Origin of the sequence: Radiobacillus sp. PE A8.2, assembly GCF_045635475.1 — a bacterium.
Classification (GTDB): Bacteria; Bacillota; Bacilli; order Bacillales; family Amphibacillaceae; genus JBJGXI01.
Genome location: NZ_JBJGXI010000031.1, coordinates 1 through 16,236, shown reverse-complemented (window position 1 = coordinate 16,236; position 16,236 = coordinate 1). Strand labels below are relative to the sequence as shown.

At 38.6% G+C, this 16,236-nt stretch carries 21 protein-coding genes and 2 pseudogenes; 5 read left to right on the top strand and 18 right to left on the bottom strand.

The window, feature by feature from the left end:
* Nucleotides 1-11 precede the first annotated feature (11 nt).
* The 5 genes from moaD to moaA are packed head-to-tail and all read right to left on the bottom strand — an operon-like array spanning nucleotide 12 to nucleotide 4,043.
* Complete coding sequence (gene moaD / locus ACI6MV_RS15910) at nucleotides 12-245, bottom strand: molybdopterin converting factor subunit 1 (protein ID WP_407271306.1); 234 nt, start codon at nucleotides 243-245, stop codon at nucleotides 12-14.
* A complete protein-coding gene (locus ACI6MV_RS15905; protein WP_407271305.1) occupies nucleotides 242-703 on the bottom strand; it encodes a molybdenum cofactor biosynthesis protein MoaE in 462 nt (153 codons plus the stop codon). The genes moaD and ACI6MV_RS15905 overlap by 4 nt, the downstream gene beginning before the upstream one ends.
* Nucleotides 703-1,971, bottom strand: coding sequence for a molybdopterin molybdotransferase MoeA (locus tag ACI6MV_RS15900; protein ID WP_407271304.1), 1,269 nt, complete (start codon nucleotides 1,969-1,971; stop codon nucleotides 703-705). Before ACI6MV_RS15900 ends, ACI6MV_RS15905 begins: the two co-directional genes overlap by 1 nt.
* An 18-nt stretch (nucleotides 1,972-1,989) precedes the next feature.
* On the bottom strand, nucleotides 1,990-3,000 hold the full coding sequence (locus ACI6MV_RS15895) for a MoeB/ThiF family adenylyltransferase (protein WP_407271303.1): 1,011 nt from the start codon (nucleotides 2,998-3,000) through the stop codon (nucleotides 1,990-1,992).
* A gap of 26 nt (nucleotides 3,001-3,026) precedes the next feature.
* Complete coding sequence (gene moaA, locus ACI6MV_RS15890; RefSeq protein ID WP_407271302.1) at nucleotides 3,027-4,043, bottom strand: GTP 3',8-cyclase MoaA; 1,017 nt, start codon at nucleotides 4,041-4,043, stop codon at nucleotides 3,027-3,029.
* 210 nt (nucleotides 4,044-4,253) lie between these two features.
* Between moaA and ACI6MV_RS15885 the strand changes: the two genes are divergently transcribed.
* Complete coding sequence (locus tag ACI6MV_RS15885) at nucleotides 4,254-4,673, top strand: VOC family protein (protein WP_407271339.1); 420 nt, start codon at nucleotides 4,254-4,256, stop codon at nucleotides 4,671-4,673.
* A 38-nt stretch (nucleotides 4,674-4,711) separates the two neighbouring features.
* Here ACI6MV_RS15885 and ACI6MV_RS15880 read toward each other — a convergent pair whose 3' ends face one another.
* The 6 genes from ACI6MV_RS15880 to ACI6MV_RS15855 all read right to left on the bottom strand — a co-directional run bounded on the left by ACI6MV_RS15880 (nucleotide 4,712) and on the right by ACI6MV_RS15855 (nucleotide 8,393).
* Nucleotides 4,712-5,107: a VOC family protein gene (locus ACI6MV_RS15880; RefSeq protein WP_407271301.1), complete on the bottom strand. Its 396-nt coding sequence runs from the start codon at nucleotides 5,105-5,107 to the stop codon at nucleotides 4,712-4,714.
* Between the two features lie 15 nt (nucleotides 5,108-5,122).
* Nucleotides 5,123-5,611: a DinB family protein gene (locus ACI6MV_RS15875; RefSeq protein WP_407271300.1), complete on the bottom strand. Its 489-nt coding sequence runs from the start codon at nucleotides 5,609-5,611 to the stop codon at nucleotides 5,123-5,125.
* A 4-nt stretch (nucleotides 5,612-5,615) separates the two neighbouring features.
* Nucleotides 5,616-6,044, bottom strand: coding sequence for a DUF1801 domain-containing protein (locus ACI6MV_RS15870; RefSeq protein ID WP_407271299.1), 429 nt, complete (start codon nucleotides 6,042-6,044; stop codon nucleotides 5,616-5,618).
* 14 nt (nucleotides 6,045-6,058) lie between these two features.
* Nucleotides 6,059-6,898, bottom strand: a complete 840-nt coding sequence (locus ACI6MV_RS15865; protein ID WP_407271298.1) for a hypothetical protein — start codon at nucleotides 6,896-6,898, stop codon at nucleotides 6,059-6,061.
* Nucleotides 6,899-7,147: 249 nt separating this feature from the next.
* Nucleotides 7,148-7,600, bottom strand: a complete 453-nt coding sequence (locus ACI6MV_RS15860) for a hypothetical protein (RefSeq protein WP_407271297.1) — start codon at nucleotides 7,598-7,600, stop codon at nucleotides 7,148-7,150.
* A 4-nt stretch (nucleotides 7,601-7,604) separates the two neighbouring features.
* On the bottom strand, nucleotides 7,605-8,393 hold the full coding sequence (locus ACI6MV_RS15855) for a hypothetical protein (RefSeq protein WP_407271296.1): 789 nt from the start codon (nucleotides 8,391-8,393) through the stop codon (nucleotides 7,605-7,607).
* A 328-nt stretch (nucleotides 8,394-8,721) separates the two neighbouring features.
* Between ACI6MV_RS15855 and ACI6MV_RS15850 the strand changes: the two genes are divergently transcribed.
* Both ACI6MV_RS15850 and ACI6MV_RS15845 read left to right on the top strand, forming a co-directional pair.
* Nucleotides 8,722-10,554 (top strand): cation:proton antiporter domain-containing protein, encoded by a 1,833-nt coding sequence (locus ACI6MV_RS15850; protein WP_407271295.1) that lies wholly within the window; start codon nucleotides 8,722-8,724, stop codon nucleotides 10,552-10,554.
* A gap of 24 nt (nucleotides 10,555-10,578) precedes the next feature.
* Nucleotides 10,579-11,004, top strand: a pseudogene (locus ACI6MV_RS15845) (GNAT family N-acetyltransferase).
* 106 nt (nucleotides 11,005-11,110) lie between these two features.
* Here ACI6MV_RS15845 and ACI6MV_RS15840 read toward each other — a convergent pair.
* Complete coding sequence (locus ACI6MV_RS15840; protein WP_407271294.1) at nucleotides 11,111-11,665, bottom strand: DUF3231 family protein; 555 nt, start codon at nucleotides 11,663-11,665, stop codon at nucleotides 11,111-11,113.
* A gap of 136 nt (nucleotides 11,666-11,801) precedes the next feature.
* Here ACI6MV_RS15840 and ACI6MV_RS15835 point away from each other — a divergent pair, with 136 nt between their 5' ends.
* Nucleotides 11,802-12,245, top strand: a complete 444-nt coding sequence (locus ACI6MV_RS15835; RefSeq protein ID WP_407271293.1) for a hypothetical protein — start codon at nucleotides 11,802-11,804, stop codon at nucleotides 12,243-12,245.
* Nucleotides 12,246-12,304: 59 nt separating this feature from the next.
* Complete coding sequence (locus ACI6MV_RS15830) at nucleotides 12,305-12,850, top strand: CBO0543 family protein (RefSeq protein ID WP_407271292.1); 546 nt, start codon at nucleotides 12,305-12,307, stop codon at nucleotides 12,848-12,850.
* 60 nt (nucleotides 12,851-12,910) lie between these two features.
* Here ACI6MV_RS15830 and ACI6MV_RS15825 read toward each other — a convergent pair.
* The 6 genes and pseudogenes from ACI6MV_RS15825 to ACI6MV_RS15800 form a co-directional block, all read right to left on the bottom strand.
* A pseudogene (locus ACI6MV_RS15825) lies at nucleotides 12,911-13,198 on the bottom strand (C40 family peptidase); the annotation flags it as partial.
* A 21-nt stretch (nucleotides 13,199-13,219) separates the two neighbouring features.
* Nucleotides 13,220-13,498 (bottom strand): LysM peptidoglycan-binding domain-containing protein, encoded by a 279-nt coding sequence (locus ACI6MV_RS15820; protein WP_407271291.1) that lies wholly within the window; start codon nucleotides 13,496-13,498, stop codon nucleotides 13,220-13,222.
* A gap of 546 nt (nucleotides 13,499-14,044) precedes the next feature.
* Nucleotides 14,045-14,281 (bottom strand): hypothetical protein, encoded by a 237-nt coding sequence (locus tag ACI6MV_RS15815; protein ID WP_407271290.1) that lies wholly within the window; start codon nucleotides 14,279-14,281, stop codon nucleotides 14,045-14,047.
* A gap of 43 nt (nucleotides 14,282-14,324) precedes the next feature.
* Entirely contained in the window at nucleotides 14,325-14,696 is a 372-nt protein-coding gene (locus ACI6MV_RS15810; RefSeq protein ID WP_407271289.1) for a DUF4181 domain-containing protein, read from the bottom strand.
* Nucleotides 14,697-14,779: 83 nt separating this feature from the next.
* On the bottom strand, nucleotides 14,780-15,574 hold the full coding sequence (locus tag ACI6MV_RS15805; protein ID WP_407271288.1) for a hypothetical protein: 795 nt from the start codon (nucleotides 15,572-15,574) through the stop codon (nucleotides 14,780-14,782).
* Nucleotides 15,561-16,085, bottom strand: a complete 525-nt coding sequence (locus ACI6MV_RS15800) for an RNA polymerase sigma factor (protein WP_407271287.1) — start codon at nucleotides 16,083-16,085, stop codon at nucleotides 15,561-15,563. Before ACI6MV_RS15800 ends, ACI6MV_RS15805 begins: the two co-directional genes overlap by 14 nt.
* Between the last annotated feature and the right edge of the window lie 151 nt (nucleotides 16,086-16,236).

Below are 16,236 nucleotides of genomic sequence, written 5' to 3'. Positions count from 1 at the left end.
TCTCTCCTTTATCATCCACCACTAACTGGTGGGATTAATGCAACCGTACTTCCTGTTGAAATAATATCGGTGTCGCTGGCATAATTTTCGTTAACCGCAACCATTACTTGATCTAAGTTACTCACAGTGTATGCTTCCGTTACCCACTGCTTTAATTCGGCTACAGTTAACTCTGCTCGATCAATTTCAATCGAGGCTTGACCGATTTCTTCTTGTAAATGAGCAAATAATAAAATCTTAATCATTCCGTCTCATCCCCTACCTCTGGTTTCCCTTGTGGGTATGACGTTTGTTCGAGCTGATCGCCAATCCACGTTTCGCCGTCTTCCCAGTGTTCCTTTTTCCAAATCGGCACAATTTGTTTAATCCGTTCGATTGCATACTCGTTTGCTTCATAGGCCGCTTTTCTGTGCGGTGATGAAACGGCAATCACAACCGCTATATCCGAAATATCAAGACGGCCAATACGATGGGTAATCGCTGTTTGTGCTGTTGGCCATTTCTCGGTAATTTCGTCACCAATTTGTGCAAGCATTTTTACTGCCATCGGCACGTATGCTTGGTATTCTAAATAAACCGTCCGCTTGCCATGTGTCCACTCTCGCACAGTACCGATAAATGTCGTAATCGCACCAGCTTCCCGGCGCTCCACTTTTTTTATCACATCATCGACAATAATTGGTTGGTCGATTACTTCATACACTAGTTTCCGCCTCCAAACTCGATACTTCCACGTTGGTCATGTAATAAAAGTACATCAACAACATCTCCACAATGATAGCCTTGGTCTCCACCCGGTAACACAATCAACGCGTCAGCCATAGCAAGTGAAGAAACAGCACTCGTTTTATCCAAACCAGAATTGGTCACCGTTAGTTTTTCTCCCTGATTGTTCAACTGGCCGCGTACAAACCGGTAAAACGGATTAGGTTTTTCGAAATCACACGTTAACACTGCTTTCATCCGACGCAAATGTACACCTGATACGAAAAAGTTAGCACGAATGATTGGTCGTACAAACAACTCGAATCCGACAAAGCAAGCCCCTGGATTTCCTGATAATCCAAACAACAATTGACCTTCAAGTGCAGCAACCGTCGTCACACTACCTGGGCGCATCGCTATTTTATTAAACAACACGTTGGCACCGAGCTTTTCGTAAATCGCTGGCATATAATCATAGTCGCCAACAGACACCCCACCAGTCGTTAGGACGATATCAACTTCTGTTAAAGCTTGCTTCACCTTTTGATAACAAAGTTCAAAATCATCCTCGAATTGACCTAACATAACAGGCGTACCTCCAGCCCGTTCAATTTGAGCAAGTAACATATATGCATTGCTATTGCGTATCTTTCCAGGTGCAAGTGCTTCATTAATCTCAAGTAATTCCGTTCCGGTAGAGATGATACCAACTTTAGGGCGAACAGTGACAGGCACTCGCACATAACCAAAGGTAGCTAATAACGCAATAATACCAGGCGTTATATGTGTGCCTTGTTGCACGAGCACGGTTCCCTCTTTAGTATCTTCGCCTTGCGGGGTAATGTTTTCTCGGGGGCCGCACTGCTTTTTAACTAGCACTGTTTTGTTTTGATTAGTAGATTCTGTTTCTTCAAGCATGATTACAGCATCACAACCTACGGGTATTTCTGCACCAGTCATAATCCGAACTGCTTGCATGGACGCTACAGCGCCATCATACACATGCCCTGCACCAATCTCTGCTACTACTTCGAGCTCAACCGGCGTTTCTGCGGAAGCACCCTTCGTATCCTCGGCCTTTACCGCATAGCCATCGTACGGAGAACGGTCAAACAATGGTACATCATGATCAGCAATTAACGCTTCACCAAGAAAACGACCATGAGCCGCTTCGATTGGTACATATTCAACTTTTCCAGCCGCAGCATAGTGCATCACACGCTGGATTGCTTCATTTACTAGAATTGGTGTTCTGGACTCAACCATATCACTGCACCTCCTTCCTTATCCTTTCAATCGATAATAAACGGTTTTCGCTTCCTCGATATTGTTCGTTCCATGCACAAATGCACGTCCATCCTTAAAAAATACAACACGGTATTGATCCAGCTCAACGGAGACGAGATAGGGATTTTTCTTTACTTCGCCTACGACAGCAAGTTTTTCTGCAAGCGCACCGAGAGACACTTGTTGCTGCGCGCGGATCTGAACGGTATCTCGCCCACAAAGCACTTCTGTTTTTGTTTGTCTGTCATATTTCAAGCTTGGATAAGTCGGCGATTGCCCGCACGACTGGCAATCTTTTTTTCTTGCAGCTGTTGGATTAAAAGTCAGATAGCTATTATTCCACAGATCAAACGTTACATAAGTATCACGGCACACATCTTGATTCCCGGATAAAATTTTCAATGTTTCTGCGGTTTGGTGAGCAGCAACCATTTGTACGACGGGCGTGATGATTCCGGCCGTATCACACGTTGCACCAGACATCGGTGCTGCACCTAACAAGCATTGCAAGCAAGGGGTTTTTCCAGGGATAATTGTATAACTCATCCCTGTACTCGCTACACATGAACCATAAATCCACGGAATGTTATACTTTTGTGCAACATCATTAATGAGGAGACGCACATCAAAATTATCGGTCGCATCAATAATAAGATCCACTTGCTGAACAAGCGGTACTAATGTCTCTGCCGTTATATCAATAACAATGCCTGTAATATCAACCGTGGAATTAATTGCTTTTAGGCGCTGCTCGATTGCAACAGCTTTCGGAAGACGATCAACCGCATCCTGCTCGGTATATAGTTGCTGCCTTTGCAGATTGCTAGCTTCTACATAATCGCGATCAACAATCGTCACATAACCAACACCGCTACGCACCAATGCCTCAGCATTTGCAGTGCCTAGTGCCCCTGCACCAACAATTAGCAAATGCTTATCTGCGAGAAGTTGCTGACCTTGTAATCCGATTGGTTTAAATAAAGTTTGGCGTGAATACCGGTCATCCACTGCTTATCTTCCTCTCTCACATCTATTTATCCACCAATATACGACATTTCGATTTTCTTTCTATTTTTCACCGTTTCTTCCGTTCGTTCATCAGAGTAACGATCGGCACGATTGCCCCAAATTGTTTGCACTTCCTCTGATAATTGTTCGTGGTTTTTACCATCACGAACTAGTTTTCTTAAATCAAACCCTGCACTCGCAAACAAACACGTGTAAAACTTGCCGTCAGCAGCAAGCCTTGCTCTCGTACAGCTCGAACAAAACGATTCCGATACAGAAGTAATAAATCCAATTTCTGTGTTTGTACCTTTATAACGGTACCGTTTTGCCACCTCGCCGAAATAGGCTGCATCAACGGGTTCTAATTCAAATTTTGTTGTAAGCTGTTCAAATAACTGCTTTTTCGTTACTACTTTTGAAAAATCCCAACCATTTGAAGTTCCAACGTCCATAAATTCAATAAACCGCAACGTAATCCCACGTTTTTTAAAATAACTGGCCATTTCAAGCACATGATTATCGTTGACGCCTTTTTCCACTACCATATTAATTTTCACGGTTAATCCTGCTTCCTCGGCAGCATCAATCCCTTTAATGACAGCAGAGCTACTTACACCACTATCATTAATCGCTTTAAACACTGTATCATCTAATGCATCAAGACTAACATTGATTCTGTCTAAACCTGCATCCTTTAGCTGTTGCGCTTGTCTAACTAACAGCACACCGTTCGTCGTTAGCGCCACATCGTTTATACCATCTATTTGATTAATTCGCTTGATTAAATCAGCTAAGTTTCTTCGCAACAACGGCTCGCCACCTGTTAAACGAATCTTGTTCACACCTAACTCCGCAAATACCTTTACTAAGCTTTCAATTTCATCAAAAGATAGCAGCTGATCTTTGGGCAGGAAAGCATAATCTTTACCAAAGATCTCTTTCGGCATACAATAGATGCAACGGAAATTACAACGGTCGATGACGGAAATTCGTAAGTCCTGTAGAGGCCGATTCCATTTATCTTGCACCTTTATTTTAGTCATATTATCGCTCCTAAAAGGATGATTTTGAAAAATCTGAAATTAGTTATAATGAGTAGATTAACAAAAAATGCATAAAAGCACAACTTAACATCATCTTTTCTATACCTACATTGTATCATGGACAGCAAAACATTTTGGCGATTCGTTAGTTTAGAGGTTTATCAAGCAATACGTTATGATGAAGAAAGAAAATTAAAGGGGCACGACAACATGGATAAACAAATGGACCATATTGGTATAGCGGTTCGGAATTTAGACGACAGCATTCATTTTTACGAAACGATATTAGGAGGCAGTTTCATTGATCGATATCGAAGTGAGGCCAAGGGTGTGGAAAGTGAAATAGCAATCCTTGAAGTGAACGGTAATCGCATCGAACTGCTAGCACCTACGAACAATACGACTTCTCCAATTGCTCGGTTTATCAAGCAAAAAGGAAAAGGTGTGCATCACATCGCATACCGTGTCGACGATTTGACAGCAGCATTAGCTGAATTTAAAGCGCAAGGGATTCGTACTTTACCTGATAGCTTGCGAACAAACAAGCACGGGCGGCGGTTAATCTATTTGAACCCTGCTGATACAGAAGGAACAATTATCGAAATTTGTGATTATCCTGAAGAAAATTAACTAAAAGGAGAGACAATGGCCATTGTCTCTCCACTCTTCTATAAAGGTAAATTTAACGCCCAAGACAATCCATATTTATCACGTACGACTGCATATTTTGATTTCCAGAACGTATCCTGTAATTCCATTTTCACTTGACCATCTTTAATTAGTGCTTCATAAATCTGATTTAATTCTTGTTCACTTTCTAATTGTAGCGTCAACTGAATATTATTTCCTTTGTTAACTTCACCATTAAATACATCGTTAAAATAAATGATGCACGCACCATTTATATTGAGTTCTCCATGTATGTATTTGCCTTCATGTCCTTTGAACATCTCAATGCCGTCCGCTAGTTGGGTATTTTTAATATCTCCGCCAAATATCGTTTGGTAAAATTCCATCGCTTCTTTACAATTGGCAATCGTTACATGTGGAATAATCTTTTTCAATATAGTTCCTCCTTGTTATACATACAGCATAAAGAAATGCAGATCGTGTCCATTCTGTTTTAAATAGTTATACAGCTGTGAGCGATGATGGAACATGTGCGTAACAATCTCGATTAACCACTTCATTTGCACAGACCCATGATCTAAGTAAAAAGCTTTTGATTCCTTGTGTAACAGATCGTCTTCACTTAGAGATAAAAAATAGGCTTGAGCCTTTTCAAAATTAGTACGCAACTGATTTGCGAGCGTTTCTGGATCGACAATGTCCTGCACACTAGTCTCGACAATACCCACTTCTTGTTCCGTTTTCTCCTGTAAAATCGCTAAATCTGAAGCCGGAACAGAAACAAGATGATGAACTAACTCCAATAATGAACGCATATTATCTTGCGGTCGGTAGTCCCATTCTTCCTTGCTTACACGCTTTATTAGGGTTTCTGTTGTTCGAACTGCAAGCTCCAACTCTTCCACTAAATGATCTCTTGTTTGCATCACACCGCTCATCACTTTATTCTCCTTTGTCGGGATACGTTTTTTGTAAAAATGCTACAGATTGGTTAATGAGAGCCTTTAGCACTTCTACATCAATATCCGCTACTTTATTTATGTACACACACGCTTTCCCTGTTGTATGCTTGCCGAATTTTTCTAATAGTTCTCCTCGCTTGTCATCCCCTGTTGCAAAATACAAGCTTATCTTTGCTTTACGAGGTGAAAACCCAACCAGCATCGCATCTCCTTCATGGCCAGAATCATATTTATAATGATAAGATCCGAAACCAATCATACTGGTCCCCCACATTTTTGCAGGGTAGCCCGTCGTTTCAGTAAAAATGTCTAACAGCTTATAAGCGTCTTCTCGTTTTTTTGGACTGTCAACCGTTTCAATAAATTCTATTACACTAGCATCGTTTTCTTTTGTTTTTTGCTCGTACATGATAACCTCTCCTTCTACTCTCTAATACGTAGTCTTGCCGCGTCATCTTCAAGTCCTAATTCTTTGAGCGTGTCGATCATCAACTGCCATACGACTTCATCATAGCCTGGAGCTGTAATATAGCGCATATTTGCATCACGAATGAACGCCAACTTCTCCACTAGCTTAGCTTCTTGCAGAAACGCTTGCATCCGTTCTTTTTCTTGCTCGCTAAATGGATTAGCATAGTCCCACTCATAAGAACGAAATTGCTTACCATTTTCTCGATCGTCAACAATTCCTAAACCATCTGTTGTTGAAATCACAATCTTTCCTTCCCGCTCTTGTCTTGCTTCCGATAAACAAGTATGCACGGAAACAGTCTCTAACTGAAAGGTCTCTATCAATTGCTTAGTAATTTTTGCTCGTTGTTTTAATAACTTACGGGGCGTGTCTTTTTCTACCAGCTCGCACTCTTTTTGAATTTGTGCGTCATCAAGGAACATAAAGCTTTCCAGCATTTCTACATCAGGTACAGACGCTGCCATATTCAAAAATCCCTTGAGATTACGAGCGATATATCTAATTGGTGGGTCATTTGTTGGGGTAACACATACAATTGGTGCTTGTGTTAAATCTTTGACACGGCCAAAATCAGTTAAGAACCCAAAATGGATACCATCTCCACCTGTATCCGCAAAAGGGATAAGATCCGGTGGTGTAATGGCATAGGCATACGCAAAGATAATCGGTCGAAAACAGATCATTGCCGATGATAACTTATTATTTTGCAATCTATTTTCGAGATCATGGAGCTTATATATATCATCTGGTATAGAATACGAACCGTAAGCCTGTTTCCACTTTTCTTTCATGATTTATCACTCCATTCAAGTCAACTCTTGTCTTTTATTTTACTTTGACAATAATGAGTGATATCCCTGCTAGTTTTATGTAAATGTTTTTATTTATTTGTTAGCCGAGTCAATTTCATAATTACCTTATACAGATATCTTAAAATCAGTATTATGGAATTAACTAAGCCGATTGCATTTAATAATTACTATATACTTTTGCAATAACACAACAGCTCAGATGGTGTGATCCAACTGCTTGGCCAATTGTCATTTAATCTTAGCTACACCTAGTGCATAGTGGTCCCATAAAATATTTTCAACCCACTCCGCATCCACGTCTTCACATTCAATAATTAAAATCACTTCCCCATGTTTACCTTTCAGTAATTTCTTTTTATTTCTTGTAATTGTAAACACTCTTATTGCAAAGCCGATTATGAAACCAACAATCGCTCCGATTAAACCCCAATAGATTGGTCCCCACGCCAATTTAAAGCCTATGCTCGCACCAATTACAGCAAATGCAGTAGCTAAAGCCATTCCAACATCAACTAAAGAAGTCCCATCTGATCTATGTAATGTATCAAAAATTTTTCGTTGTTCCGTTCTATTATCAAGGGGTACGGCAAATATTTGTTCCTTCTTTATCCCTTTTTTCTCAAGCATTGCAATTACTATTTCTAGAAAAGCATTATTTTCAAAAGTCGAAAACAGTTGCATAATATCACTTCACTTTTTGTCCATTTAGTATTTCAAAGGTTTTTGCTTGGTAATTTTTTTGTAGAAACTGACGTTGCTCTTTTTCAAAAAGCTTATTATTTTCTACCGTGTTCGAGTACGAGTCATAGACAGAGAAACCATAAATAGACGGGAAAAATAATAGCCATGCAGGCCTTAGAACGGATGTTGCTTCTTCTAATTCTCCTAGAAATAAAAGCGAAAGTGCTTCCAGACTATGGGAAAAGTAAGAAAACATTACAACCCATATAATTACAAAAAAAGCTGTTACAATTCTATGGATATACAGCTGGCCTAGGCCAGGAACAAACAATGACCAAATGACAGCAAGAATTGGATTTCTTTTATCAAGATAGTTAATCTCCAATGCTCCAATACTAAACGAATTGAAGCGATGTTCCTCCCGTTCCGCAAGTAAATAGACCTTATTCAGATCAACCGTCGTTCGATAGCTATCCCAAATCGCAAAAAGATACACAGGTATGTAAATTAATAACCATCTTGTATCTAATACAGCCTTAGCCATTTCGATTTCGCCCTGAAAAGAATAAACCATTGCCAGATTCACATTTGCTTGTATATTTACTAATACTTCCCAAACGAATAATACGAACCCGCGAAGGTATTTCGATAGAAGCAAGTGGCCAAAGCCTGGGAAAGCAGCACTCCACCAAGCAACAATGTATGGGTTTCTCAAATGAATTTGTGTCGTGCCAAGCACACTGACATGTGCTACATACCGTCTAGCTGTGTTGTCATTGGTGTAGTTGTTCATAATTAGGCCACCTACTTGGTAGAAGTATGATTTCTAGCAATAGCTTTCCTGATATCAGTTGTTTATATTCCTAATTTATACTTCATTAATTTATAAGTATCTTGAGTGGATTTCAATAATTCTCTAAAGACATAGTCTGGTAATGGACTAACCTAACTAAATGTCAGTGTAAATGGCGATATGCATCTGATTAATATAAGAACAAAATCCTTAGTTCGTTTTACTATATAAACATGATTAAATGAGTTAGGATAATCAAAAGGAATGAAAGCTTACATATAAATTCATTTTCCTCAAAAATACAAACTCACTCAAAGAAGGTGCTTATATGGAACATCAATCACTCACATCACTTATGTTCGTTGTTGGAATTGCATTCTTCATTCCCATTATTCTACAACGGTTTAAGTTAAACTTTGTTCCGGTTGTAATTGCTGAAATTATTGCCGGACTCATTATCGGACAAAGTGGTCTTAATCTTATTACAGAAGAGCCTTTACTTGAATTACTATCGTTGTTAGGGTTTATTTTTCTTATGTTTATTAGTGGGTTAGAGATTGATTTTAGCGCCTTTAACAAGAAGCAGAAACAAGACAATCTGCCGACACCAATCATCTTGTCCTTAATAATTTTTGCTCTGATACTAATCGTGTCTTTTGGTCTATCTTATATACTTGTATTTCTAGATTTGATTAAGGATCCCTTTTTAATGACACTGATCATTTCTACCATCTCGCTTGGAATCGTTGTGCCTGTAATAAAAGAAAAAAACCTAAGTGATGGTGTACTAGGGCAGGTTATATTACTCACCACGGTCATTGCTGATTTCTCTACAATGATCTTACTAACGGTATATGCGATGTTCCGCGATCAAGAAGGAATGCGAGTGATGTTATTGCTCGTTCTATTCCTAGCAGTATTTCTAACCTATCGCATTATTAAAAATTATTTTCAATTCAAGTTCTTTGATAATCTGCTAAAAGGAACAGTGCAACTAGGAACAAGAGGGGTATTTACCCTTATTTTATTATTTGTTGCCATTTCTGAATCAATCGGTGCAGAAAATATATTAGGCGCCTTTTTAGCTGGTGTTATTGTTTCGCTGTTGTCTCCAAAAAAAGAATTTGTACACCAGTTAGACTCTTTTGGTTTTGGTTTTTTTATCCCGATATTTTTCGTGATGGTTGGTGTACGTTTAAACATTTGGGAACTGTTCGTTGATACAAAAATACTATTCCTTATGCCCTTACTGCTAGTATTCATGTACATTGCCAAAATTGTTCCTACACTGATTTTGAAGAAATGGTACTCATGGAGAGAAACACTTAGCATTGGTGTACTTACAACTTCCAAACTTAGTCTTGTTATCGCGGCTGCAGCCATTGCTCTAGATCTTGGTGTAATTGATAATGTATTGAATGGTGCGATTATACTCGTATCCATTATTACTTGTTTAATATCACCAATACTATTTGCGAAATATTTTCCAGAAACTAAATCTACAAGTAAGCAGCATGAAATTTCAATTATCGGTTCTACAGATGCGACCAGATTAGTAGCTCGAGATTTAACGGAGGAAAAGATGATTGTTCGTTTATATAGTACAAAACCACAGCCAAAGCAGCATGATCAATCGTTCCCACACATACAGGTGCAGCAATTAACCATTGAGCAGCTAGATGCTAATAATGCCTTCGAGGCAGATAAAACAATTATTGCAACTGAATCTGACATGATAAATATTAATTTGGGACGAAATGCGAAGCGTCACGGAATACAATCTGTGATTATTAAAGTGGAGGACCAAGTATTACATAAACAATTAGTAGAAGAAGGATTTTCAGTTTATTCCGCATTATACTCGACGAGAACACTGTTAAAAGTATTGGTTGATAATCCTGGTCTACTACAATTAATTTCAAGGCATAATAAGACAATTAAAGAGGTATTCGTCAATCATAACAAGTTTGATCAAACACCAATAACAGAACTTCCGTTTTTAGGTGAGACACTTATTTTGCACATTATCCGTTATGGTCAGGTTATTATCCCACATGGTGACACGACCCTACATCATGGAGACACGCTTCTAGTCAGTGGCAAGAGCTCCGAGATAAAGGAAATACAAAAAGCATTGTCATTTCAAACGAGTTTAATGTGATTGATGTGAGGGAGAGTTCTGTTCATGGAAAATCTATTTTTTAAAAAGCTTGTAACCGAATCAGAAATTTTGGCTGGTTTTGTGGTGATGAGACATCTGCGCACAAATCTTGATAAAGCATCCTATCTACATTTAGTTACAGAAGCCAGAAATAAGGAAGGATATCAATTAGTTGCTCTTTACCACCATAACAAGATGGTGGCAATTACTGGTTTCATCCCGATGATCACCTTATATAATGGTCACTTTATCTGGGTATGCGATCTAGTTACATTGCCGGCTGAACGGTCAAAAGGTTACGGGGTGAAACTGTTAGAATACGTTCATTAGTGGGCAAAAGCACATGACTATAAAATCGTCTCTTTATCTTCAGGATTGCAACGCGAGGATGCACATCGGTTTTATCTTGATAAAATGGACTATGATAAAGTGAGTTATGTATTTTCATAAGACTTTAGTAAATGAACTAATCTAAGAAATGACTTTATGTTACCTTGTACAAAATCAGTATTATTTAGCAAAAACCGACCCTAGTGCTTTGAGTCGGTTTTATGCTTTACTGTTTTGGAATACCAGGCGGATAATAGTACGGCGGAACTTTAAGCCAACCTCGTTTACGCATCAGTGTTTTTAATGTCGTACCGAAAGTTACCCACTCCGAATAAAATTCAAGCCACATTAAACCGACATCCGTGCGCACCGAATCAGCCTGTCCCTTTGCACACGCCTGTATACAGGTAACTAATTTGAATGCAATACCATTAGTAATCTCATCATCAGTTAACTTCACCCCCAAAGGAACTTCATTGGGAACGGAGTCTGGTTTTGCCGATGTAACATCTGGCAATGAAATGCCCTCTTTTCGCATGAATTGGCTTAACCTGTTCACATGTGCTTCACACGTTTTAACTGCATCTGTTAACATTTCTATTACTTCATCATCCGTGGTTGTATTCAATCCCACTTCTTCATAACGAATGTATTCTTCAACCATCGTTACATACTTCCAACAATCCCCTACTTCAATTACATGTAATGGCGAATGCGGTTCGTCTGTGCTATCTATAGCAGTTTTTAGTGAGTTCCAAACTGCTTCAAATGGATTAGGCACCTTGTCACCTCCTCACGATTATCATGCCTTATCTATTGTAAATAATGTGGAAATATTAAAACATACGAATTAAAGCATAGATTAATTAGTAAGTTCGATGATTTGGTATTATATAAACTAAGAGAGGAGTTAAACTATGATCACAACTGTAAGAAATGGTTTCTTCGTGGGCAGCCTGTCTGGCATTACATTAGGCCTTTTCTTTAAAGCTATAGAACTAATAACAGGTCAAAAAGTGTATAGGTTGCTCTTAAACATTGATTATATCCCTGTTCTAAAGCAAATACATTTTCCAGAGATAATTGAATTTTTGTTTCATATTGCAGTGTCTATTATAATAAGCATCGCTTTACTTCTGCTTATGAATTATCAGCGATGGATACAAAGACGAATCATCATATTAACGACGTTGCTTAATATTTGCATTGGGTTACTGTTTTTTCCCACAACTGCATTATCCGATCAAACACCAGAGATAACAAATATTCCCGCACTTTTGTTGTGGCTAGTAGGCCATCTTATCTACGGTCTGATATTGGGGATCTTATTGAGAACCGTCACTGTAAACCATAATGTATGAAGGTGCTAAGTATGTAAACAATACCATGTAACAATTTTAAAAGGTGTGAGACGCTCACCGTGATACATACAAATCTAACAAATATACAAGAAGCACAAAAAACAGTGAGTTCTTTAAGGTGGGAACATTGGCGTAGTGAAGTCGTTTTTTCACCTCAGTGGTTATTCATGATAGTATCGTTAACTATCTTAATTATTCTTTGGGTAAGAATCGTTGATAAAACTAGACTAAAAAACATCCTCCTATTCGGTACAATTTCGCTATTAATCGTAACTGTTTTAGATACACTTGGAGGGGAACTGCAGCTCTGGGAATACCCTTATATGGTATTGCCATGGGGTCCAAGAATTATATGTATTGATATGATGATTTCGATTATTTTTATGGTTATATATCAATATGCAAGACAATGGATAAATTTTATTATTTCTGCGATTGTTATAGCTGTTTGTTTTGCTTTTATTCTTGAGCCTATTGCGATAAAAATGCAAATCTACAAACCTTACGAGTGGAAATCTTTCTATTCACTTCCAATCTATATTTTTTTAATGATTATGATTCGATTAATTGTAGACAAGGTTCTTAAGATTGAGTCCACCAGGTAAATTTTAAGTTCGCTTTAAGAATAGAAATGCCGACCATCTAGCAGTCGGCATTTTCACAATTTAAATTACACGCTGTGCCCATAAGAACCTCGGATAACTCCATCTTCCCCATACGGCAAAAATCTCAACATTCTTATTTGAATTCAAATTACTAATCCATAGCCCGTCACCAATATAGATCCCAACATGCGTAATTTTTCCGTTATCACCGAAAAACATCAAATCACCCTTTTGAATTTGACTGAATGTGATCGGTGTCCCAACCTTTGATTGCTGCGTACTTGTACGCGGGAGGTCGATTCCAAATGTACGATATACATGCTGTGCCCAACCGCTGCAATCCGTTTCATAAGGGGCATTTTGTCCTCCTTAAACATAATCTGTTATTCCCTGCAAACTACGCGCGTACCCGATAATATCTTCTGCCAAGTGATTGCTTGTAATATTGATATGTTGGTTAGGATAAATCCAGTCGATATTTTCAATATGCGGATTCAATACTTCAATTTGTTCCAGTGACATGCCATATTGCACTGCTATTTTCCCCATCGTATCTCCAGGTTTTACAATATGCTGCGCACCCGCTACCGCAGGAATAGCCAACAATAACACTACTGTTAACAAGATAACCTTTTTTATATAGTCCATCTCCTAATGTAATTTAGCATTTATTAGGATGTGCAAATTTTCATTTGGATAGATTGCTATTTGTTGGATTATTTTTTCAGTTATTGCGGGAAATGTCCTAATATGCGTCGTAGTGCTTAGGTATTCACTCATCATACATGTGCACCGCTCCGTCCCTCCACTTTGCTTTCCGCGGGGGGCTAGTGAGCCTCCTCGCGCTTTCGCGCTGCGGGGTCTCACTTACGCCGCTAGTCCCGCAGGAGTCAAAGTGGAGGGCCTACGCTTCATAAAAGGTGCGTAACAGAAAACTACCTAAGCTGTGGAAAAATACGCCACTCCAGCGGGAAAGGAACAGTCTGAAGACCCCGCAGTGAGCGCTCTTTGCGAGGGAGGAGGCTGAAGCGTTCCCCGCGGAAAGGGCGTATTTTTCCACAGCGCCGGATTAGCAATCACTACTACGACGGAATTCACTTCAACTATGAAGACTTAAAAGGCACCTTATTCGAGGTATTAAAAAATAGGCAGCCATAGTAAGTTATAATTACTTTGGCTGCCTAATGAGCAATATCATGTTTGCTTATCTCTAACAAGATAGTCAACAAAACTCCCTGCAATCATGCCTGCAAAGACATTGATGATTGGAAATGGGTCTATTTGCAAGGAAAATATAACACCGATAACTCCGAAGATAATTGTGTTTCTAATTTTGAACACAAATGGCATCGCTTGTAACGTATCAAACATGAATGGTGCGTAGCATAGTGCTATGCATACGAGAACAACAATAATTAAAAATAGTTCCATAATAAACCCTCCCTTTACATCATTAAAGAGTAATTATTAAGACTTATAATAACATTCCCAGAACTACCACTACAGCAATAAATAACAGCAAGAACATACCGACAATCAAATTTAGGATATGCTCTTTCGATTCAGGGAAATACTTTCGCTGCATATAATAGGCAAAACTATGATAAATCACAACAAAAACGGCAAACAAGGATGCAATTGCCTGGGTTGAAGCAGTGTGTACAAAGAAAATACCAATCGCAAAGAAAGAACTAAACAAAATTTCTCCAAACTTATGATACTTGTTAACATACTTTCTTGCTCCTTCAGGCTTTTCAATACGAAGCCTATTTCTTACTATTAATTCAAGGAAAAACGATAAGATAAATGCAACTATGATTAGGAAGATAAGATTGAATAAAGACACTGTTGATCCCTCCTGCTGTGCATGATAAGATTCATTTTTGGAAAAGAGCTCCAACCAGATTGGTTGGAACTCTCCCCCGTTTATTATTCGACCATTAATTCTTCACCTGTAAGCACATGAAATAGAATTTTCGACATTTGTTTCGTTAGCACTGCATATTCATCAGGATCTCTAACGATTACTAACTGGTCACCATTATCGCTAACCCAAATGTTATGCATGATTGCCTTTGTTGCCATGTCCGTGTTTTCATATTCATAATAAAAACGATAATCTGCTGGACGATTCATGTCTACTTCTACTTTCTCCCATGAGATTTGCTCCATGATTTCTTTCACTTGCTCTACCGTTTGATTATTTCTTATGTTGTTTATATTTTCATATGCATTTAACTGCCCATCACCAATTCGCTGCTGCATGATGATTCTTTGCTCTAAATCAGATTGATTTTCCATCTCTTCACGGGGTTCTTCATGACTTGATTCCCCATCCGAATTAGATTCCTCTGCAGCATTATTAGTAGCTTCTTCACCTTCTGCTCCATCATAACTGCCGCTATCATTACCACTCGTGTCCTGGCCTGAATTCTCTGATGTATCATAATCTGCTTGAGGGCTCCCAGAATCAGCGGCTTCATCGCTAGATTTATAATTAGGTATGGAAGAGAAAAACTGAAATCCTAGGAATAATAAGGCGATCACACCAGCTGTACTTGAAACGTATTTAAAGCTCTTTTTCCATCGTTTTAGCCTCTGTTGACGTTTATTAAGTGTTGATTGGATCTTATTTCCTAGTCGCTTTTGACGACTTTCATCCCAGTCGATGTCATCATCAAGGTCTTGTAAAAGACGATCTAACTCTGACTTATCGTGCCTCATCTAAAAACCCCCCCTTCACCAATTGTTCTTCGAGAGCGGGTAATGCTCTATATAGAGTGGTTTTCACTTTGCTTTCTGACCAGTTTAAAATTTCTTTCGTTTCTTGTATGCTAAAGCCTTTTATTTTCCGGAGAATAATTACTTCCCGGTAAGACTGATTCAACTTACTTAACGCTTCATACAACTCTTTTGAATTCTCCTTTATTTCAACCATTTCCTCCGCAGATGGTCCTGCATCTCCTTTTGAAAATATAATTTCTTTAAGAAAATTTAATGGTTTTTGCTTTCTTATGTAGTCAATTGTTACATTATGGGCAATACGAAATAGCCACGTTTTAGGAGAAGCTTTTCCTTCAAACGAATCAAAGTATTTATATGCTTTAATAAATGTATCGTGTGTTAAATCCTCTGCTAATTGGTAATCGTGTGTCATCATACAAATGTATTTAAAAATGGACGCACTGTGTTCCTCATACCATGTCGAGAGCTCACTCTGCTTATAGTCAGACATGCAATCTACCCTCCTAGGATAATAGATCAATTATATAGACGGTTTAACTTCATAAAAGTCACATCTGTGGTGGATTATGTTTGTAAAATTATAGCAACACTATTACTATACCGTATTTGGTGTAATTACTGAACAGCAAATACAAGGTTAC